Origin of the sequence: Pseudomonas sp. ITEM 17296 (assembly GCF_028895205.1) — a bacterium.
In the GTDB taxonomy this organism is placed as follows: domain Bacteria; phylum Pseudomonadota; class Gammaproteobacteria; order Pseudomonadales; family Pseudomonadaceae; genus Aquipseudomonas; species Aquipseudomonas kermanshahensis.
The window spans coordinates 1-20482 of the sequence record NZ_WJRS01000025.1; the positions used below are offsets into that span (position 1 = coordinate 1).

The window sequence follows — 20482 nt, forward strand, 5'->3', positions numbered from 1 at the left end:
AGAGCGCCATGCGGTAATGCAGGCTGTAGCTCTCTACACCGTCGTTAGGTTGCTTGATGCCAGCATTGGAATAGTGAATGGCCCGTACACCAATTTCATGCCCGCCCGCAAAGCGCAGACCAAAACCGATTCGGTCTTCGAACTGGAACGCCGAGCCCAGCTCATTGCTTTCAAGCTCGGTGCTGGAAAAGGCCGCGACGCCAATCCCGGCCTCGATATAGGGATTTACCGAATCCCCCGCAAACTCATAAACGAATACCGGTGCGAACGACAGGCTGTGGTTGCTCGCGGTCTTGTCGCCATCCCAGTAGGTGTAAGCCCCATCCCAATACCCGGTCAGGCGGCCTACACTGGTCTGCCACCAGCTCGCGTCCCAGTTCGATTGCAGACCCAGCCGGTAGACCATGGTCGAGTCCCCCGTCTGCCCCACCGAAAATGAAACATCGGCCGCCTGCGCCGACACTGCTTGCCCCAAGGTAAAGACGGCAGCCGCCGCCAAGCCGAGCAGTTTCCTCATAAGAAACATCCTTCTTCCTAATGCTGTTGTTAGTGTTCGCCTCGTGTCAGGCAAATCGGTAGAAATCGGCAGTGGTACGATAGTTCAGCTGATTTTCACGTTTTTTTCACAACGTAAAGCGTTGCACACTGTCGGACTTCTGCCACAGCAACGGTAGGATTATTCTCAGGGATTGTGGGTCGGCACTGGTCCAGAAGCGGGTATCCACTGCCGGGCCTTCAGCCAGCAGGTCGCTGGCGCTCAACAGACGCTGCAATTGACGCGCCACGGCGGCGCCGGTATCGATGATAGCCACGTCCGCCGGCACCATGTCGGCCAGCAGCGTGCGCAGGAAGGGGTAATGCGTGCAACCCAGGATCAGCGTGTCGCAGCCAGCCGCCAGCAGCGGCTGCACGTAGCCGAGCAACAACTGGCGCAAGGCCGGGCTGCTCAGGTCGCCGGTTTCGATCAGCTCGACCAGGCCGGGGCAAGGCTGGGTGACCACGCGCACATCGCTGGCGAAGCGGTCGAGCAACGCCGCGAACTTGGCGCTCTGCAAGGTGCCGGTCGTGGCCAGCACGCCGACCACACCGGAGCGGGTGGCTGCGGCAGCCGGCTTTACCGCTGGCTCCATGCCCACCAGCGGCCATTGCGGGTACAGCTCGCGCAGGTCGGCAACGGCCGCCACTGTCGCGGTATTACAGGCCAGGACAAAGGCCTTGGCGCCCTGCTGCTGGAAGAACTCGGCAATACGCCGGCAGCGCTGGCGGATGTAATCCGCCGACTTTTCACCGTAAGGCACGTGCCCGCAATCGGCCACATACAGCAGTGATTCGTTAGGCAGCAGGCGCTGGATCTCGGCCAGTACCGACAAACCGCCGACGCCCGAGTCCATTACGCCAATCGGCGCCGAACGCTCAGCCATCGCGCTTGCCACAGACCGCGCAAGCCGGGTCGCGCTTGACCCGCAGCTCACGAATGCGCGTGCCGAGGGCATCGATCAGCAACAGGCGGCCCACCAGCGGCTCGCCGAACCCAGCCAAGAGTTTCATGGCTTCCAGGGCCTGCAGGCTACCTACCAGCCCCACCAGCGGGCCGATTACACCGGCTTCGCTACAGGTCAGTTCAGCCTCGCTGCCATGGCCATACAGGCAGTGGTAGCAAGGGCTGTAGTCACGCCGCGGGTCGAACACCGACAACTGGCCTTCGAGGCGGATCGCCGCGCCACTGACCAGCGGTTTACCGGCAGCAACGCACGCAGCGTTGACCGCCTCGCGGGTAGAAAAGTTGTCGGAGCAGTCCAGCACCAGGTCGACCGCCGCCACCGCAGCGGCCAGCGAGTCCTCGTCCAACGCCTGGCGATGAGCGACCAGGCTGATCTCTGGGTTGATCGCCTCCAGGCGCTGCAGCGCCGAGTCCACCTTGCTCATGCCGACGCTTGCGCTGTCATGGATCACCTGGCGTTGCAGGTTGGTCAGGTCGACGGTGTCGAAGTCCGCCAGGTGCAGCTCACCCACGCCCGCCGCAGCCAGGTACAGCGCGACAGGCGAGCCCAAGCCACCGAGGCCGACGATCAGGGCCTTGCTCTGCTTGAGCCGCAGTTGGCCGTCGATATCGATCTGCGCCAGCAAGACCTGCCGGCTGTAGCGCAACAGTTCCTGATCACTCAGCATGGCAGGCGCCCCAGGGTAATGCGTTCATGGCGGCCCAGGTCCGTGCGGCTGGCCACCTCGCTAAAGCCGTGTTCAGCCAGCAAGGCGCGCACCGCTGCGGCCTGGTCGTAGCCGTGCTCCAACAACAACCAGCCACCTGGCAGCAGGTGACGTGGCGCCTGGGCGGCAATCACCCGCAGGTCGTCCAGGCCATCGGTGCCCGCCACCAGCGCGCTGCTGGGCTCGAAGCGCACATCGCCGGCGACCAGGTGCGGGTCTTCACTGGCGATGTACGGCGGGTTGCTGACAATCAGATCAAAGCGCGCATCGCCCAGGCCATCGAACCAGTGGCTGACACGCACCTGGACGTTAGCCAGCCCCAGGCGTTGGCGATTACGCTCGGCCAACGCGACCGCCTCCTCCACCCGGTCTACCGCCGTCACCTGCCAGGCCGGGCGATCGCCGGCCAACGCCAGGGCAATGGCCCCAGTCCCGGTGCCCAGGTCGAGCACCTTGGCCGGGGTTGCTGGCTGAAGCTCAAGGGCCGTCTCGACCAGCAGCTCGGTGTCCGGACGCGGGATCAGTGTATGCGGCGCCACTTCCAGGTCGATGTTCCAGAACCCTTGCTGCCCGAGGATATAGGCGACCGGCTCGCCAGTACGGCGGCGCTGCAGGTAACCGGCGTAGGTGTCGGCCGCTTCGCTGCTGACGATGCGCTCGGGCCAGGTATGCAGGTAGCTGCGCGACTTGCCGATGGCCGCAGCCAGCAACAGTTCGGCATCCAGCCGCTCGGTGGGCGATTCGGGCAACTGCGCGTTGCGCAGCAAGCTGGCGATGATGGTCATCAGTCCCCCAGGGCGGCCAGTTGATCGGCCTGGTATTCGGCCAACAGCGGTTCGATCACGGCGTCTACGCCACCGGCGAGGATGTCGTCCAGCGAATACAAGGTCAGGTTGATGCGGTGATCGGTGACCCGGCCCTGTGGATAATTGTAGGTGCGGATACGCTCGGAGCGGTCACCGGAGCCCACCAGCAGCTTGCGCTCACTGGCAATGGCGTTCTGTGCGGCGCTGGTCTGCATGTCGTTGAGCTTGGCCGACAGCCAGGACATGGCGCGGGCGCGGTTTTTGTGCTGCGAACGTTCTTCCTGGCACTCGACCACCATACCGGTGGGCAAGTGGGTGATGCGCACGGCCGAGTCGGTCTTGTTGATGTGCTGGCCGCCGGCGCCGGAGGCGCGGTAGGTGTCCACGCGCAAATCGGCCGGGTTGATTTCGATCGCGGCCTGCTCGTCGGGCTCGGGCAGCACCGCCACGGTGCACGCCGAGGTGTGGATACGGCCTTGGGACTCAGTTTCCGGCACGCGCTGCACGCGGTGTGCGCCCGATTCGAACTTGAGCTTGCCGTACACGCTTTCGCCTTCGACGCGGGCAATGATTTCCTTGTAGCCGCCGTGTTCGCCTTCGTTCTCGGAAAGAATCTCCAAGCGCCAGCCACGCTTCTCGGCATAGCGCGAATACATGCGGAACAAGTCGCCCGAAAAGATCGCCGCCTCGTCGCCACCGGTGCCGGCGCGGATTTCGAGGAACACGTTGCGCCCATCGTTAGGGTCCTTGGGCAGCAGCATGCGTTGCAGCTGGGCTTCCAGCGTCAGCAATTGCTCCTTGGCTTCGCGCACTTCTTCCACGGCCATTTCACGCATGTCCGGGTCGCTGTCCTTGAGCAGCGCCTGGGCGCCTTCGAGGTCGTCCTGGACTTTGCGCCACGCTTGATAGGCAGCGTAGACCGGCTCGACTTCGGCGTATTCGCGGGAATAGGCGCGGAAACGCGTCTGGTCGGAGATGACTTCAGCGTCACCGAGCAGTGCGGTCAGTTCTTCGAAGCGGTCCTGGATGATATCCAGTTTGTTCAGCAGCGACGCTTTCATTGCGAGGATTTGTCCGTCGAGCCCTCGTTGAGGGCAAAGAGTTCCTGGGCCATGGCCAGCGCATCGAGGCGGCCCTCGGCCGAGAGCTTTTTCAGCTGCACGCTGGGGGCGTGCAGGAGTTTGTTGGTCAGGCCCCGGGCCAGTTGGGCCAGCACGTCTTCGGGGTTGCCGCCGTTGGCCAGCAGACGCTGGGCTTTTTGCAGTTCTTCATCACGCAGCCGCTCGCTTTGCTGGCGGTAGGCCTTGAGCACGTCCACCGCAGCCAGCTCGCGCAGGCGCACCATAAAGTCTTCGGCGCCCACCGACACCAGCTCTTCGGCGGCCTGGGCAGCGCCCTGGCGGCTCTTGAGGTTTTCTGCGACCACATCGTGCAGGTCATCGACGGTGTAGAGGTAAACGTCGTCGAGTTCGCCGACTTCGGGCTCGATGTCACGCGGGACGGCGATGTCGACCATGAAGATCGGCTTGTGCCGGCGTTGCTTCAGCGCGCTCTCGACCGCGCCCTTGCCGAGGATCGGCAACTGGCTGGCGGTGGAGCTGATGACGATGTCGCTGTTGGCCAGCTCTTGCGGGATGTCGGCCAGCAGCACGGCATGGGCGCCAAACTGCTCGGCCAGGGTACTGGCGCGCTCCAGGGTCCGGTTGGCCACGACGATACGCCGCACGCCTTGCTCGTGAAGGTGGCGGGCGACCAGGGTGATGGTCTCCCCGGCGCCAATCAGCAGCGCCTGGCTGCGGCCCAGGTCACTGAAGATCTGCCGCGCCAGGCTCACTGCGGCGAACGCCACCGAGACCGGGTTCTCGCCGATCGCGGTGTCGGTGCGCACCTGCTTGGCGGCACTGAAGGTGGCCTGGAACAGGCGCCCGAGCAGCGGGCCGACAGTGCCGGCCTCACGCGCCACGGCGTAGGCGGACTTCATCTGGCCGAGGATCTGCGGCTCGCCAAGCACCAGCGAGTCGAGGCCCGAGGCCACCCGCATCATGTGCCGCACAGCGTCGTGCTCTTCATGGATGTAGGCGCTGGCGCGCAGTTCATCCAGGCTCAGGCGGTGATAATCGGCCAGCCAATGCAGCACCGCGTCGGCAGACAAGTGGTCCTGCTCTATATAAAGCTCGCTACGGTTGCAAGTCGACAGGATCGCCGCTTCACGGCTGGCGGTCAGTCGGCAGAGCTGCTGCAGGGCGTCCACCAGCTGCTCTGGGGTAAACGCCACGCGCTCGCGTACGTCTACCGAGGCAGTCTTATGGTTGATACCAAGTGCAAGAAAGGCCATGCAAGGTCGCTGGTTATGACGAGAAGCCGATAATTGTCCTCTTTCGCAGGTTCCAGAACAACCACCGTTCGCTATTGTCGTGTAGGAGCGGCCTTGTGTCGCGAAAGGGCTGCGCAGCAGCCCCGGTATTTCAGCATGGCTATGGAAACGACTGGGGGCACTTCGCGCCCCTTTCGCGACGCAAGGCCGCTCCTACAGAGGCGGCGGAACCTGCTTGCCCCTGCCATGGTCGCAGTTAACCAAATGCTTCGCAGGTGGGTTTGCCACCGCGCTTGTGTCATCATGCTCCGACCGCCGGTGAGTCCTTTTAAGCCTTTTTATGAACAGACCCTACGCACTGCTGCTTGCCTTCGCCCTGCTCCAGGGTTGCCAGAGCCTGGCCCCGCAAAAAGCCGAGCCTCCCGTTGCCGAGGCGGGCACAGGCGAGGCCGAAAAACCCGTGGTGTACGGTTCGTTCAAGCAAGACACCCTTTATAGCCTGCTGGTCGCGGAGCTGGCCGGCCAGCGCAACCGCTTCGACATCGCCCTGGCCAACTACACCGACCAGGCCGAAAAGACCCAGGACCCTGGCGTCTCCGAGCGTGCCTACCGTATCGCCGAATACCTCGGCGCCGACGAGCCGGCCTTGGACAACGCCCTGGTCTGGGCCCGCAACGACCCGGACAACCTCGACGCCCAACGCGCCGCCGCCATCCAGTTGGCCCGTGCCGGGCGCTACGACGATGCCATGGTGTACATGGAGAAAGTCCTGCAGGGCCAGGGCGATACCCATTTCGACTTCCTCGCCCTGTCCGCCGCCGAGACCGACCAGAGTACTCGCGACGGCTTGCTGCAGAGCTTCGAACGCCTGCTGGTCAAATACCCGGACAACGGCCAACTGGTGTTCGGCAAGGCGCTGCTGCTGAACCAGGACGGCAAGACCGAAGAAGCGCTTGAGCTGCTCGAGGCGCACCCGCCGCAAGACGGCGAGATCGCACCGGTCCTGCTGCGCGCCCGCCTGCTCCAGGCCCTGGACCGCGGCAAAGAGGCCCTGCCCTTGTTGCGCGGTGCGATCCGCGACAACCCGGATGACAAACGCCTGCGCCTGACCTACGCCCGTACCCTGGTCGAGCAGGACCGCATGGCCGATGCCAAAAGCGAGTTCATCAGCTTGGTCCAGCAGTACCCCGAGGACGACGAGCTGCGTTACTCCCTAGCCCTGGTATGCCTGGAAAACAAAGACTGGGATGAGGCCGAAGGCTACCTGCAGGAGCTGATCGAGCGTGACAGCAACGTCGATGCCGCCCACCTGAACCTGGGCCGCATCCGCGAAGAGCGCCACGACCCTGAAGCCGCCTTGCGCGAATACGCCCTGGTCGGCCCCGGCCCCGACTACCTGCCGGCGCAACTGCGCCAGGCCGACATCCTGATTGCCAACGGCCGCGGCAGCGAGGCCTCGCGCCTGCTCGCCGAAGCCCGCGAGGCGCAGCCGGACGTCGCTGTGCAGCTGTACCTGATCGAATCGGAGAGCTACAGCAACAACAACAAGGATGCCCAGGCCAACCAGGTGCTGCAGCAGGCCATCCAACGCTACCCGGACGACCTCAACCTGCTGTACACCCGCGCCATGCTGGCCGAAAAGCGTGACGACCTGCCGCAGATGGAAAAAGACCTGCGCGCCATCATCGCCCGCGAACCCGAAAACGCCATGGCGCTGAACGCCCTGGGTTATACCCTGGCCGACCGCACCACCCGCTACGCCGAAGCCAAGGCGCTGATCGACAAAGCCCACCAGCTGACGCCGGAGGACCCGGCCGTGCTCGACAGCCTGGGCTGGGTCGCTTACCGCCAGGGCAAACTCGACGAAGCCGAAGGCTACCTGCGCCAGGCCCTGGCGCGCTTCCCCGACCATGAAGTGGCCGCTCACCTGGGCGAAGTCCTGTGGGCCAACGGCAAGCGCCGTGAAGCCCGCCAGGTCTGGGCCAAGGCCTTCGAAGCCCAACCCGACAGCCCTATCCTGCGCAAGACCGTACTGCGCCTGACCGGATCAGAGACCCTTTAACGCCATGTTCCTGCGCCATTTCATCACCTTCACCCTGATCGCCCTGCTCGCGGGCTGTGCTGGCTTCGGTAGCCGCGAAGCCCTGCAGGGCCAAGGCGACCCGCAGCAGTGGCGCCAGCACAAGGCGCAACTCAGCACCCTGGATGGCTGGCAGATCAACGGCAAGGTCGGCATCCGCGCCCCGCGCGATTCCGGCAGCGGCACGTTGTTCTGGCTGCAACGCCAGGACTATTACGACATCCGCCTGGCAGGCCCATTGGGCCGTGGCGCCGCCCGCCTGACCGGCCGCCCCGGTGGCGTGGTGCTGGAAGTGGCCAACCAGGGCCGCTACGAAGCGACCAGCCCCGAGGCCCTGCTGGAAGAACAACTGGGCTGGCAATTGCCGGTTTCGCACTTGGTCTGGTGGGTGCGTGGCCTGCCCGCGCCCGACAGCAAGAGCAAGCTGACCCTGGACGGCGACAGCCGCCTGGCCAGCCTCGACCAGGATGGCTGGCAGGTCCAGTACCTGAGCTACACCGAGCAGAATGGCTACTGGCTGCCCGAGCGCCTGAAACTGCACGGCAAGGACCTCGACGTGACCCTGGTGGTCAAGGATTGGCAGCCACGCCAGCTGGGGCACTGATCGATGAGCACGCTCACCCTGCCGGCCCCGGCCAAGCTCAACCTGTGGCTGCACATCATCGGCCGCCGCCCGGACGGTTACCACGAGCTGGAAACCGTCTTCCAGTTCCTCGACCACGCCGACGAATTGACCTTCGCCCTTCGTGAAGACGGCGTAATCCGCCTACACACCGACATCGAGGCAGTGCCCCACGACAGCAACCTGATCGTACGCGCAGCACGCAAACTGCAAGCGCAATCCGGCACAACGCTTGGCGCCGACATCTGGCTGACCAAAGTCTTGCCCATGGGCGGTGGCATCGGTGGCGGCAGCTCGGATGCCGCGACCACCCTGCTGGCGCTGGCGCACTTATGGCAACTGGGCTGGGATGAAGACCGCCTGGCGGCCCTGGGCCTGAGCCTGGGCGCCGACGTGCCGGTATTCGTTCGCGGCCACGCGGCATTCGCCCAGGGCGTCGGCGAACAACTGACCCCGGTCGACCCCGACGAACCCTGGTATGTCGTGCTGGTGCCGCAAGTGTCTGTCAGTACTGTAGAAATTTTTTCACATCCGCAGTTGACACGTGATTCCCTCCCCCTTAAGATGCGCCCCGTTCCCGAGGGAAACAGTCGAAATGACTGCCAACGGGTGGTTGAGCAGCGTTATCCAGAAGTTCGAAACGCATTGAATTCTCTGGGTAAATTCACCGAAGCTCGGCTAACCGGAACTGGAAGTTGTGTGTTTGGGGCCTTCCCAAGCAAAGCCGAAGCTGATAAAGTTCTGGCCCTTCTTTCAGCGACCCAAACAGGGTTTGTGGCGAAAGGAAGCAATATTTCGATGTTGCATCGCAAGCTACAAAGTCTGGTCAAGAAGTCGAGTGCATAGCGCTCGCAGCAACAGATACAGGGGCGTCGCCAAGCGGTAAGGCAGCAGGTTTTGATCCTGCCATGCGTTGGTTCGAATCCAGCCGCCCCTGCCATTTTCCTTATACTCATCCAGGTATACCCTCAGCCTTCAGGTACTGCGCGTGTCCAAGATGATGGTCTTTACGGGGAACGCTAACCCCGATCTGGCTCGGCGTGTCGTACGTCAGCTGCATATCCCTCTCGGTGACGTCTCTGTCGGTAAATTCTCCGACGGCGAGATCAGCACTGAGATCAATGAAAATGTCCGCGGTAAAGACGTCTTCATTATTCAGCCGACCTGTGCCCCGACCAACGATAACCTGATGGAACTGGTAGTGATGGCCGACGCCTTCCGCCGCTCCTCAGCATCCCGAATCACCGCCGTGATTCCTTACTTCGGATACGCCCGCCAGGACCGCCGTCCGCGTTCGGCACGTGTTGCTATCAGCGCCAAAGTCGTCGCTGACATGCTCACTGTCGTAGGTATCGACCGTGTACTCACCGTCGACCTGCACGCTGACCAGATCCAGGGTTTCTTCGATATTCCTGTCGACAACATTTACGGCTCGCCCGTATTGGTCGACGATATCGAAGACCAGCGTTTCGAGAACCTGATGATCGTCTCTCCGGACATCGGTGGTGTCGTGCGCGCACGCGCCGTCGCCAAGTCCCTGGGTGTTGATCTGGGTATCATCGATAAACGCCGCGAAAAGGCTAACCACTCCGAGGTTATGCACATCATCGGCGACGTCGAAGGGCGCACTTGCATCCTGGTAGACGACATGGTCGACACCGCCGGCACCCTGTGCCACGCGGCCAAAGCCCTGAAAGAACACGGCGCTGCCAAGGTTTACGCCTACTGCACGCACCCTGTCCTGTCGGGCCGCGCGATCGAGAACATCGAGAAGTCGGTACTGGACGAGCTGGTGGTGACCAACACCGTTCCGCTGTCCGCCGCTGCTCAAGCCTGTGACCGTATCCGCCAGTTGGATATCGCACCGGTTGTCGCTGAAGCGGTACGCCGCATCAGCAATGAAGAATCGATCAGTGCGATGTTCCGCTAAGCGGAACACGTGTTGATGTGAAGCGCCCCGCCCCAGCATGTGTTGGGGCGGGGCTTTTTTGCCCACCCCGTTTGGCGCTGGTCGCAAACGCCTGCGGGAGATGGCTATTTTGGAGAAGCAAAATGACTGATTTCATCCTGAACGCCCAAAAGCGTACTGACCTGGGGAAAGGTGCGAGCCGCCGCCTGCGTCACTCGCTGAGCATCCCTGCCGTTGTCTACGGTGGCGGTAAAGACGCCGAGTCCCTGACCATCGTGTCGAAGGAAATCGCCAAACTGTTCGAAAACGAAGCTGCCTACAGCCACGTGATCGAGCTGAACGTTGACGGCGTCAAGCAAAACGTCATCGTCAAGGCCATGCAGCGCCACCCAGCCAAGCAATTCATCATGCACGCTGACTTCGTTCGCGTCGTTGCTGGCCAGAAGCTGACCGCCAAGGTTCCGGTTCACTTCATCGGCGAAGAAGCCCCGATCAAGAAAGGCGGCGAGATCTCGCACGTTGTTTCCGAGATCGAAGTTTCTTGCGAAGCCAAAGACCTGCCTGAGTTCATCGAAGTTGACCTGGCCAACGCCGAAGTCGGCAGCATCATCCACCTGTCGGACCTGAAAGCTCCGAAAGGCGTAGAGTTCGTCGCTCTGGCCCACGGTGATGACAAAGCTGTTGCCAACGTTCACGCGCCACGCGTTGCTCCAGAAGCTGAAGGCGCTGCCGAGTAATCCACTCGCACGCCGGTGTTGATCGGGTTACAGTGCCCCGCGCCCTGTAACCCACCAACTCCAAGGAAGAGCCCCTGACGTGACCGCCATCCAGTTGATCGTTGGCCTGGGTAACCCCGGCCCCGAATACGAACAGACCCGGCATAACGCAGGGGCTCTTTTCGTTGAACGCATTGCCAGCGCCCAGCGCGTCTCCTTGACCGCTGACCGCAAGTATTTCGGCCTGACGGCTAAATTCAGCCATCAGGGCAACGACGTTCGTCTGCTCATTCCCACCACCTACATGAACCGCAGCGGCCAGTCCGTGGCGGCCTTGGCCAATTTCTTCCGCATCAAGCCGGAAGCGATCCTGGTGGCGCATGACGAACTCGACCTGCCTCCAGGCGTCGCCAAGCTCAAACGCGGCGGCGGCCATGGTGGGCACAACGGCCTGCGCGACATCATCGCGCAGCTCGGCAACCAGAACGACTTCCACCGCCTGCGGCTTGGCATTGGCCACCCGGGCGACGCCAAACTGGTCTCCAACTTCGTCCTGGGCCGCGCGCCGCGCGCCGAGCAGGAGAAGCTCGATGCCAGCATCGATTTTGCCCTCGGCGTGCTGCCAGATGTCCTCGCTGGCGATTTCGCCAAGGCGATGCGCGAACTGCACAGCCAGAAGGCCTGATTTCCTAGAGAGGGAATACCCATGGGTTTCAATTGCGGCATCGTCGGCCTGCCCAACGTCGGCAAGTCCACCCTGTTCAACGCCCTGACCAAGTCTGGCATCGCGGCGGAGAACTTCCCTTTCTGCACCATCGAGCCGAACAGCGGCATCGTGCCGATGCCCGACGCGCGCCTGGCTGCACTGGCGGAAATCGTCAAGCCTAACCGCATCCTGCCGACCACCATGGAATTCGTCGACATCGCAGGCCTGGTGGCGGGCGCTTCGAAGGGTGAAGGCCTGGGCAACAAGTTCCTCGCCAACATCCGCGAGACCGATGCCATCGCCCACGTGGTGCGCTGCTTCGAAGACGAGAACGTGATTCACGTTTCCAACAGCGTCGACCCCAAGCGTGACATCGAGATCATCGACCTCGAGCTGATCTTCGCCGACCTCGACAGCTGCGAGAAGCAACTGCAGAAGGTTGCCCGCAACGCCAAGGGCGGCGACAAGGAAGCCCTGGCGCAAAAGGCCATCTTGGAAAAGCTGATCCCGCACTTCACCGAAGGCAAGCCAGCGCGCAGCCTGATGAAGCACATGGCTGACGACGAAAAGGCCGTCATCCGTGGCTTCCACCTGCTGACCAGCAAGCCGGTGATGTACATCGCCAACGTCGCTGAAGACGGCTTCGACAACAACCCGCACCTGGACGTAGTCCGTGCCATCGCCGAAGAAGAAGGTGCGGTCGTGGTGCCGGTCTGCAACAAGATCGAAGCGGAAATCGCCGAGCTGGACGACGGTGAAGAGAAAGACATGTTCCTCGAGGCCCTGGGCCTGGAAGAGCCTGGCCTGAACCGCGTGATCCGTGCCGGTTACGAGCTGCTGAACCTGCAGACCTACTTCACTGCCGGTGTGCAGGAAGTCCGCGCCTGGACCGTCCGCGTCGGCGCCACCGCGCCACAGGCCGCCGGTGTTATCCACACCGACTTCGAAAAAGGCTTCATCCGCGCCGAAGTGGTAGCGTATGACGACTTCATCCAGTTCAAGGGTGAAAGCGGCGCCAAGGAAGCCGGTAAATGGCGCCTGGAAGGTAAAGACTACATCGTCAAAGACGGTGACGTGATGCACTTCCGCTTCAACGTCTGATGGGAGCCGTGGGATTCCACGGTCCTTGAAAGACTTCAAAACCCCCGTGATCGCCAATCGATACGGGGGTTTTGTGTTTTTGGGTCACCATTTTCATCCATTGAGATCCGAGCGTTCCTTGACTAGTCTTCCGGGTACGACGCCCATAACCCGATTTCAAAAACCGGGTATGGCGAAAACCGGAGATCAGACGATGCTTACTGATACCCAATGCCGCACCGCGAAGCCCAAGGACAAGCTTTACAAACTCACGGATGGAAAAGGCCTGTATCTCGAGGTCAAACCCAACGGCACCAAAGCGTGGCGTTACCGCTTCAGCATCCGTATCACAGACACCGCCAAGGAAAGCACCTTCGCGGTGGGTGACTATGCCATTGCGCCCCGTGGTGAGAGTGATGAGGACGCCTTGGCACGTCGTAAAGGTCGACGCTTCACACTGGCAGAAGCACGCGAAGAACGCCTCAAAGCCCGAGACCTGGTGAAACAAGGTATCAATCCCGCCAGACATCGACAACTGCTGCGCATCAAGTAGCAGCAAGACAACGCCACTACATTCGAGGCGGTCGCGCGGGAGTGGCTGGCACTCTAAAGACTGGGAAGACATCACAAAGGTCAAGCGCCTAGAAATGCTCGAACGCGTAGTGTTTCCGAAGATTGGTCCGTGGTCGATCAAAAGCATCACCCCCGCCCACATCCTGGACGTGCTCACCACCTCAGCGAAGAAAAACGGCCTGACGGTCGCTGCGGCGGCCAAACGGAACATGTCCGGTATTTTTGAACTCGCCGTCTCGACGCTGCGAGCAGATACAGACCCGGTCTATCCAGTGCGCCGCGCCCTGCCCGCTAACAAAACGCAGCACAAACGTCCGCTGACGACCGATGAAATTGGCCAGCTTTTACGCGACGTGGAAGGCCACTGCGGGCGCCATGAAACCGAAGTCGCCTTTCGCCTGATGTGGCTAACGTTATGCCGCCCAAATGAAGCGGTCGAAGCCCGCTGGGAAGAGTTCGACCTAGACGCGGCTCGCTGGCGTATCCCGGCTGAGCGAATGAAGAAGCGTAAAGAGCACAACGTGCCCCTGCCAACTCAGGCTGTCGCAGTGTTACGAGGCTTGCAAACCGTCACTGGCAAATACGAGCACCTCTTCCCCCATCGAGATGAACGCTCGAAACCCATGGTCGCGGCGTCGTTTCGCCAGATGCTGAAATCCCTGGGCTGGAGTGGGAAGTACAGCCCTCATGCCACCAGGACCACGGGGAGCACCCGCCTCAATGAATTGGGCTATCCGGGAGACTGGATTGAGCGTTAACTTGCCCATGCTGAACCGAACGCGGTGCGACGCACCTACAATCAGGCGGAATACTTGGCAGATCGCACAGTCATGATGCAACAGTGGGCAGATATGCTCGACGCATGGATGCGCGGGGCAACGAATATTACGCCGATCACCAAGAGCATGGCCCGATAATGACGCGTCCACGGTGTGGCGACAGCGGCGACACTGGCGACATCCCACGTGCGACTTGGCCGGCAGCAGGCGACATCGGTGGCGACTGTCGCCGTGGTACGACGTGAACGACGGCTTTTCAGTCAAAGTCCCTGCGCATAGGAAGGCTCCGCATTCCCATGCACAGGGGCTCGCATCAAGAAGGCGACAAACGGCCCATCGTCCACTCACCACCACTCACGGTTACCTCTTTCCGCTATTGAATTTTGGCGCAATGAGCAGTGCCTAACTTGATTGACCCAGCCATCCCACCGGCGCTAGAAAGAAGCCTCGAAGCGCTGCCGCTGGCAGCACCCAGGTGACCCGAACCTTCAAGGTCACGCCGCGTTATGCGGTGGTTCTCCCAAGGGCGATTAGCATCCGGCAGCTCGCCCGGTCACCTTCCAGGTGATGGGTGCTCGCCCTCGTGCGCCAGCTACACCGTACTGCGCTGTCCTGCAGCAACCTAATCGCTTGGCCGATTCTTGCGCCAACTTGCGCCCGTTTCTTTTTCCAGAAAAGAGACGGGCGCTCCTGACACTGCTGCAGCCCTGATCGCACATGGCTTTGCGGCAATCCCCCTCGTGACAATCGGCGTGACAAACGCCGATGTCACCAGCAACAGCGCTGTAGATGATGGCGCCGCAGCCCAAGGAATGGACTGCACCTGACTGACAGTCAGGCATGCCCCGGTCATCGCATTGCTGCTTGCTTGTGGCTCAGGATCTCGCGGCGCTGGTCTCGTCAGTCAGTGCAGCCTCCACCCGCCCACCGCTATCGGTGATCAGGAGGCCAGATCATGAGATGCCCTTGCTCTTGGTCGTAAGGAGCCGCCAGTCCCGCGTCAGTGGACACCCTCACAGGTCGCAGGGGCCTTGATCCCTGATAACACTCAGCATTCTTGGCGGGATGACGTGAGGATGGACTTCAGGCTAGCTAAGAGAGGACACAGATCATGGCTGTAGTTGAAACGCGAGGTGGGTGGAAGGTCAGTCCCAAAACTAGCGAAGCCGGCCCCGTTCAAGCTTCACGAAAACCTGAAGTTGGACACCTCGTCATCGCAAGGGCTATTGTTTGGTAACCTCTACGCTTACCGGTTCACTGAGGATTGTAGCGAGAGGCTACAAGCTTCACCTGGGACGTAGAGGCTGAAGACGGTGATAGATACTAGCCTGGTGGCGAAGCTAAAGGCTGAGAATGCAAGATTGGTCGCCTTGCTGGATGCGCATGGCATCGATTGGCGTCTGCCGGCCGAGCCAGTCAAGATCGAGGTTGTTCAAGCAGAACACACACAACAATTTGGCACAGAAGCAAAGCTTGCCCTATTCCGGAGCTTGTTTCGTGGTAGGACAGACGTTTATCCAATTCGCTGGGAAAGCAAGGCAGGCAAATCAGGATACACACCCGCCTGCGCAAATGAATGGAAACCTGGCGTTTGTGAAAAGCCCCGAATTAAATGCGGGGACTGCGGTAATCGTCAGCTACTTCCTCTCACCGATGAGGTCGTTTATCGCCATCTCGCTGGTGAAGTGGTTATTGGCATCTACCCTCTACTCCCGGATGACACCTGCTATCTTCTGGCGGTCGACTTTGATGAAGCCGAATGGCGTGATGATGCACGAGCCTTCGCTCAGTCGTGTCATGAACTGAACGTACCAATGGCACTGGAAATATCCCGTTCAGGTAAAGGCGCTCATTGCTGGATTTTCTTCAAGCAAAGTGTTCCCGCTCATGATGCCCGACGTCTTGGTGCGGCAATCATCAGCCATGCATGTGAACGTACACGCCAATTGGCACTCACTTCTTATGATCGGTTGTTCCCAAATCAGGACTACATGCCTAAAGGCGGCTTCGGAAATCTCATCGCACTTCCATTGCAAAAGCGAGCCAGAGCTCACAACAACAGCGTTTTTGTCGACAGCGAGCTTGAACCTTATCTCGATCAGTGGGCCTTCTTAGCATCGGTTCAGAAAATGCCTCCGGAGGATATTCCGTTCGTTGTCACCCAAGCGATGGGGAAGCAGGACCCTACAGGAGTCATGTATGTTGACGACGACGGCGATGCAGAACCTTGGAAGGCTCGTGAGTCAAAGTCACCAAAATTGACGTGCCCATTGCCAGCCTCTATCAACGTCACGCTGGCTAACATGATTTACTTTGAAAAGTCGGCGTTGCCGCAACCATTAGCAAACCAGCTTGTCCGGCTAGCCGCGTTTCAAAATCCCGAATTCTACAAAGCTCAAGCCATGCGCATGTCGGTGTGGAACAAGCCGAGAATAATCGGTTGCGCCCAGAACTTCCCCAAACATATTGCGCTGCCACGTGGCTGCCTGGATGCTGCACTGGAGCTGCTAGGGGTAAATGGCATCTCCCCTGAGTTTCAAGATGAACGCTTCGCCGGTGACCCGATTGACGTGAGTTTCCTCGGGACCTTGCGTCCAGACCAGGAAGATGCCATCGGCAAAATGCTGAATCATGATACCGGAATTCTTTGCGCACCTACGGCGTTCGGCAAAACGGTCAGCGCAGCTGCATTGATTGCTAGACGTGGCGTTAACACATTAATACTTGTGCATCGGACCGAATTATTAAGACAGTGGCAAGAACGCGTGCAAGCGTTCTTGGGTGTTGGCAAGGGTGTGGTTGGAACGATTGGGGGCGGAAAAGCAAAACCTACAGGCATCATCGATATTGCCGTAATGCAATCGTTATCGCGAAAAGGTGAGATCAGCGATCACGTAAAAAACTACGGGCAAATTATCGTCGATGAGTGTCATCACCTGTCAGCAGTGTCATTCGAGGCACTACTGAGAACCGCGACTGCGCGATACGTGCTGGGCCTTACGGCAACCCCAGTGCGACGAGATGGGCAACAGCCAATCATTTTCATGCAATGCGGACCGATCCGACACTCTGCCGCTCGACCGGCGAGCGCACCTCATGATCTATCTGTCGTACCTCGACTGCTGCCAAAGCCTGTGGTGGTCCCCGAAGGTTCTGGAATCCAAGACGTTTTTCGGAAGTTAGCAGACGACTCTGAGCGCACAGCCAAAATCGTCTCGGAGATCGAGCTGGCGTACAGCCAAGGTAGAAAAATTCTGGTGCTAACAGAGCGGACGGAGCATGTGGATACCTTGGAGTTGGAGTTGAAGCAGCGCGTGAACAACCTTTTCACACTTCATGGGCGAGTGCCTAAAAAACAACGAATTGCCCGTATGCATGAGCTTGAGTGCCTCCCCCCTGATGCACCACGAGTACTCTTGGCGACGGGAAAACTAGTGGGTGAAGGCTTCGATCATCCGCCATTGGACACGCTGGTGCTGGCAATGCCTATCTCATGGAAGGGAATCCTCCAGCAGTATGCAGGACGGTTGCATCGATCACATGCCGACAAAGCTGACGTGCGAGTGATCGACTTCGTTGACGAGGGGAATGCCGCGCTGGTGAGAATGTGGGATAAGCGCCAAGCAGGTTACAAAGCGATGGGCTACCGCATGACCGACCCCTTGATTACCATGGACTTACTTTGAATACGGTTTGACGGTTCATACGCCACTACTCCGCTGCAATCGCGAAACCATAGTTATCCTCAATATCCGGTTCGTTAGCCGCTTACACTCGAAACCCAATATCAGTCAGGTACTGCTCGGCAGTAGTGCCCAGACAAAAACGAATGGTGGTAAAAAAACCCGGCCAACGTTGACGGTAATAGCGCTCCGCAAGTGAGCGCAAGGCTTCCTCAGGGCGAATGTTCTGAAGGCGCAAGCTCTTCTTATTGCGTTCTATATCCCAGTGAACACGTAAGCGCGCCTCACACAAGCGAACGCAATTGAGATTGAGCATATCGATTGTGTGCTGCACCAACTCCTGGGTACTAGGGTGCTTGTTCCCCGGCAGCGCCGTGCGGGCACAGGCCTGCTCATCGGGAAGCAATCGTCCTGTACTTCTCTCCAGGAAAAACAGGCTTGGGAAAGAAGGTAAATTTATTGGATTGATGACCCAGCCCTCGCAGCTTTCAGCAAGCTTGCCAGTTCCAATCATCTGATCCTTGTAGGCATCACAACTGAGGTTGGACGGTAACGGATCTAGCGCATAGGGCGCCGGCACATGGCGCTGAGATCCGCCCATGCAGACTGCGATCATGTTCTGCCAATCAAGTGCCCAGTTATGGGCCATCGCGGTATCCGATTTGGGATGAAAATGCTCCACTCGACACTTAAGTGAATCATTGTCGCGGATGTCAATTTCACAGTAGCCACACAGTCCGCCCTGCCCATTGACTAAGCGAAACCGGATAGCCTCGTACGCAGTTCGACCAGTTGCGTCGCCCCGCATCTGATCCCAAGTACTCCGCAAATTCCCTGCACGATACCCCGCCAGCTCATCGGGTTCATCAAGCCTAATGACTTGCTTCATTCACCCAACTCCCACTTACGATTCTCAATCTGAAGATCAGCATCAAGCAGTGCTGGCTCCTGCCCCTGATAGCGCTCATCTAGCTTTTTGCGCAGTTCCAGAGCTCGCGGACTACTCCACTGGTCTCTATCAACCAACGCCAGGTACTCCTTCAACTCTTGAGTCGCAAGGCTGGCTGGAGGACGTACTTCATCAAGACCCAGCACCTGCCGAAGCATACGCTCCGGCTCCGAGCCTTCGGTGCCTGGTGGCGCGGAATAGACCTTATTGTCCTTCAGTATGCGGATGCACTCGGAAGGCACGGACGTCAACACTTGCGGGCTATGAGTGGTTATAACGAACTGGATTTGCGGGAATACTTCTCGCAATTGGGTAAGGATGATTTGCTGCCAACGTGGGTGCAGGTGCATGTCCACTTCGTCGATCAGCACCACGCCGCGTGTTTGCCTTGCTGCATCGCCCCCCAGATGAGGGTTGAGTTTGATACAGCGATAGGCGATATCACCGATCATGGCTAGCACACTTCGGATGCCATCGCTGAGTTGGTCAACATCCAAGGTGCCATGTAGGTCATGGCTGAGTACCAACGAGCTTTCCTGAGTTACGCTGAATTCCAACTGGTGCCATCCGGTCGTCGTACTGAGAAAGCTATCGATGGCTTGCTGAACAACACGAACACGATCTTCTGCAGCCTGCAGTTCCTCAACACGTGCGCGCCTTTCAAGCTGGCGAATTTGCTGTTCGCGCAGACTCTGAAATGCCCAGATGAACCATTCCTTGAAGTGCTTGTAGGATGAGGCCGGATCCAGGCAGTTCAGGTAGGCGAATGTGCGGACATAAAAGTCGGTTTCGCGAGTGTCATCTTTGCCTTTCAAATTTTCAGTCAGGCGCTTCTGCGCCCAGAGCCGCCCAGTACCGTAGTAGCCAAATACCGGCAGATCCAAAGTCGGCTTTTCCGGGTCTCGGATTTGATCCTGGACAGCACCAGCCCACTGCCGCATAAACCCAGTATCTCCCTCATCCTTGGTCTTGGTAGCTCTGGCTTCTTTATCTCGATAGCGAACCCATGTAGAGACTGCCCCGCTACCAAAGTCTCCAGACATAGTTACCCGAGCTGGTAACTGCCGGGCCATATCTCCACTGGTCAAACGCAACAGGCGCACGTCATCAATAGCGATAGCGTTACCAGGGTCATTGAATGCATTACGTGCGAGGTCGAAGCTATTGACAAAGGGCCAGAGCGCGATACGAATAGCATCCAACAGGGTTGATTTGCCCTGGCCATTTTCAGCCACCAATACGGTTAGCTGTGAATGCAAGGGGACTTCCAGATCTGCGTAACAGCGGAAGTTTTCCAGACGCAACAGATCCAGCTTCACAGGCTTTCCTCCGGCTTAATCACTAGGGATAACATCTCACTCAAGTAGCATTTGACTCTGGCAATGTCGAACTCCAGCTCGCTCTTGAATGGATGCTTAATGTAATAAAGGCTACTCACCTATCGGCCATCCACCAGTAAATTGGCAAGAATGTATTTTTCGCCCGGATTGTAGCGGGAGAAGATCTCGTTCTTGGTGTGCTCCGCGATCATCGGATCGAATAGATGCGCCAGTTGGATACACCACGCCTCCAAGGCCAGCTTGAATTCGCTAGCTGGGGCATCAACCGCCAGAGCTTTACTAGCCTGGGCCAGCTCAAGGCGGGGCTCGTCGCTGCGAAGCAGTATCTGGTCACCGTGACCACCGGCACATTTCTGGTAGCCGACGCGGACCGCCGAGTCACCAGCCTTGTCGACACTTGTGCCTTTAACCACCTCGTCGCCATGCAGGCCGCGAATCTGAGCGTCTTTTGCGATGTCCTCCAGACTGGCCATTCGAGTTTCTACAAATTGTCAACTTTATCAGTCTACTTGAATGCCGCCGACCTCGTCACTCGACCCTCTCAGAAAGAAAGCCTCGATACACGACGGCTTGGGCATCTGCTTGACGAGACGTCGGCTCCACCGAGGCAAATTCACCTGGCTTGGCCCGCGCCACGGTTCACAAATGAAGCTGAGCACCGAACTGCTACACACCTTGATACCGGGCTCACCATAGCAGAGAGGTTTGGTCAAATGC

At 59.6% G+C, this 20482-nt stretch carries 18 protein-coding genes, 1 tRNA gene and 1 pseudogene; 11 read left to right on the plus strand and 9 right to left on the minus strand.

What is annotated here, in order from left to right; genetic code table 11:
• The 6 genes from GIB19_RS22340 to hemA all read right to left on the minus strand — a co-directional run.
• A partial coding sequence (locus GIB19_RS22340; protein WP_274888024.1) for an acyloxyacyl hydrolase occupies nucleotides 1-517 on the minus strand: 517 nt, incomplete at its 3' end.
• 106 nt (nucleotides 518-623) lie between these two features.
• Nucleotides 624-1421 carry a glutamate racemase gene (murI, locus tag GIB19_RS22345; RefSeq protein WP_099428311.1) on the minus strand — a complete coding sequence of 266 codons (798 nt, stop codon included), beginning with the start codon at nucleotides 1419-1421 and terminating at the stop codon, nucleotides 624-626.
• Nucleotides 1414-2169 (minus strand): molybdopterin-synthase adenylyltransferase MoeB, encoded by a 756-nt coding sequence (locus GIB19_RS22350; RefSeq protein WP_027594472.1) that lies wholly within the window; start codon nucleotides 2167-2169, stop codon nucleotides 1414-1416. Before GIB19_RS22350 ends, murI begins: the two co-directional genes overlap by 8 nt.
• Nucleotides 2163-2993, minus strand: coding sequence for a peptide chain release factor N(5)-glutamine methyltransferase (gene prmC / locus GIB19_RS22355; RefSeq protein ID WP_274888026.1), 831 nt, complete (start codon nucleotides 2991-2993; stop codon nucleotides 2163-2165). Before prmC ends, GIB19_RS22350 begins: the two co-directional genes overlap by 7 nt.
• Nucleotides 2993-4075 carry a peptide chain release factor 1 gene (gene prfA, locus GIB19_RS22360; protein ID WP_027594474.1) on the minus strand — a complete coding sequence of 361 codons (1083 nt, stop codon included), beginning with the start codon at nucleotides 4073-4075 and terminating at the stop codon, nucleotides 2993-2995. The genes prmC and prfA overlap by 1 nt, the downstream gene beginning before the upstream one ends.
• Nucleotides 4072-5349 (minus strand): glutamyl-tRNA reductase, encoded by a 1278-nt coding sequence (gene hemA / locus GIB19_RS22365; RefSeq protein ID WP_027594475.1) that lies wholly within the window; start codon nucleotides 5347-5349, stop codon nucleotides 4072-4074. Before hemA ends, prfA begins: the two co-directional genes overlap by 4 nt.
• Nucleotides 5350-5668: 319 nt before the next feature.
• On the opposite strand from hemA, the gene GIB19_RS22370 reads away from it, so the two are divergent.
• The 10 genes and pseudogenes from GIB19_RS22370 to GIB19_RS22415 all read left to right on the plus strand — a co-directional run bounded on the left by GIB19_RS22370 (nucleotide 5669) and on the right by GIB19_RS22415 (nucleotide 17479).
• Nucleotides 5669-7390, plus strand: coding sequence for a tetratricopeptide repeat protein (locus GIB19_RS22370; RefSeq protein ID WP_274888028.1), 1722 nt, complete (start codon nucleotides 5669-5671; stop codon nucleotides 7388-7390).
• Between the two features lie 4 nt (nucleotides 7391-7394).
• Nucleotides 7395-8012 (plus strand): lipoprotein insertase outer membrane protein LolB, encoded by a 618-nt coding sequence (gene lolB, locus GIB19_RS22375; RefSeq protein ID WP_027594477.1) that lies wholly within the window; start codon nucleotides 7395-7397, stop codon nucleotides 8010-8012.
• Nucleotides 8013-8015: 3 nt separating this feature from the next.
• The gene (gene ispE / locus GIB19_RS22380; protein WP_274888030.1) at nucleotides 8016-8876 is read left to right on the plus strand and encodes a 4-(cytidine 5'-diphospho)-2-C-methyl-D-erythritol kinase; all 861 of its coding nucleotides are present in this window, start codon (nucleotides 8016-8018) and stop codon (nucleotides 8874-8876) included.
• 19 nt (nucleotides 8877-8895) lie between these two features.
• Nucleotides 8896-8970, plus strand: a tRNA-Gln gene (locus tag GIB19_RS22385).
• A gap of 48 nt (nucleotides 8971-9018) precedes the next feature.
• On the plus strand, nucleotides 9019-9960 hold the full coding sequence (locus GIB19_RS22390) for a ribose-phosphate pyrophosphokinase (RefSeq protein ID WP_003247410.1): 942 nt from the start codon (nucleotides 9019-9021) through the stop codon (nucleotides 9958-9960).
• Between the two features lie 122 nt (nucleotides 9961-10082).
• A complete protein-coding gene (locus GIB19_RS22395) occupies nucleotides 10083-10676 on the plus strand; it encodes a 50S ribosomal protein L25/general stress protein Ctc (RefSeq protein WP_027594479.1) in 594 nt (197 codons plus the stop codon).
• A 79-nt stretch (nucleotides 10677-10755) separates the two neighbouring features.
• Nucleotides 10756-11340, plus strand: coding sequence for an aminoacyl-tRNA hydrolase (gene pth / locus GIB19_RS22400; protein WP_008099045.1), 585 nt, complete (start codon nucleotides 10756-10758; stop codon nucleotides 11338-11340).
• Nucleotides 11341-11361: 21 nt separating this feature from the next.
• Nucleotides 11362-12462, plus strand: a complete 1101-nt coding sequence (gene ychF / locus GIB19_RS22405) for a redox-regulated ATPase YchF (RefSeq protein ID WP_027594480.1) — start codon at nucleotides 11362-11364, stop codon at nucleotides 12460-12462.
• Between the two features lie 193 nt (nucleotides 12463-12655).
• Nucleotides 12656-13931: pseudogene (locus GIB19_RS22410) on the plus strand (tyrosine-type recombinase/integrase).
• Between the two features lie 1175 nt (nucleotides 13932-15106).
• Nucleotides 15107-17479 carry a TOTE conflict system archaeo-eukaryotic primase domain-containing protein gene (locus GIB19_RS22415; RefSeq protein ID WP_274888035.1) on the plus strand — a complete coding sequence of 791 codons (2373 nt, stop codon included), beginning with the start codon at nucleotides 15107-15109 and terminating at the stop codon, nucleotides 17477-17479.
• A gap of 82 nt (nucleotides 17480-17561) precedes the next feature.
• On the opposite strand, the gene GIB19_RS22420 is transcribed toward GIB19_RS22415, so the two are convergent.
• The 3 genes from GIB19_RS22420 to GIB19_RS22430 all read right to left on the minus strand — a co-directional run bounded on the left by GIB19_RS22420 (nucleotide 17562) and on the right by GIB19_RS22430 (nucleotide 20238).
• Nucleotides 17562-18365, minus strand: coding sequence for a retron system putative HNH endonuclease (locus GIB19_RS22420; RefSeq protein ID WP_027594482.1), 804 nt, complete (start codon nucleotides 18363-18365; stop codon nucleotides 17562-17564).
• Nucleotides 18362-19744: an AAA family ATPase gene (locus tag GIB19_RS22425; RefSeq protein WP_274888036.1), complete on the minus strand. Its 1383-nt coding sequence runs from the start codon at nucleotides 19742-19744 to the stop codon at nucleotides 18362-18364. Before GIB19_RS22425 ends, GIB19_RS22420 begins: the two co-directional genes overlap by 4 nt.
• Nucleotides 19745-19863: 119 nt before the next feature.
• Nucleotides 19864-20238: a hypothetical protein gene (locus tag GIB19_RS22430; protein WP_274888037.1), complete on the minus strand. Its 375-nt coding sequence runs from the start codon at nucleotides 20236-20238 to the stop codon at nucleotides 19864-19866.
• A gap of 40 nt (nucleotides 20239-20278) precedes the next feature.
• On the opposite strand from GIB19_RS22430, the gene tnpB reads away from it, so the two are divergent.
• Nucleotides 20279-20461: a transposase gene (gene tnpB, locus GIB19_RS28525; protein ID WP_225876682.1), complete on the plus strand. Its 183-nt coding sequence runs from the start codon at nucleotides 20279-20281 to the stop codon at nucleotides 20459-20461.
• Nucleotides 20462-20482: the final 21 nt, after the last annotated feature.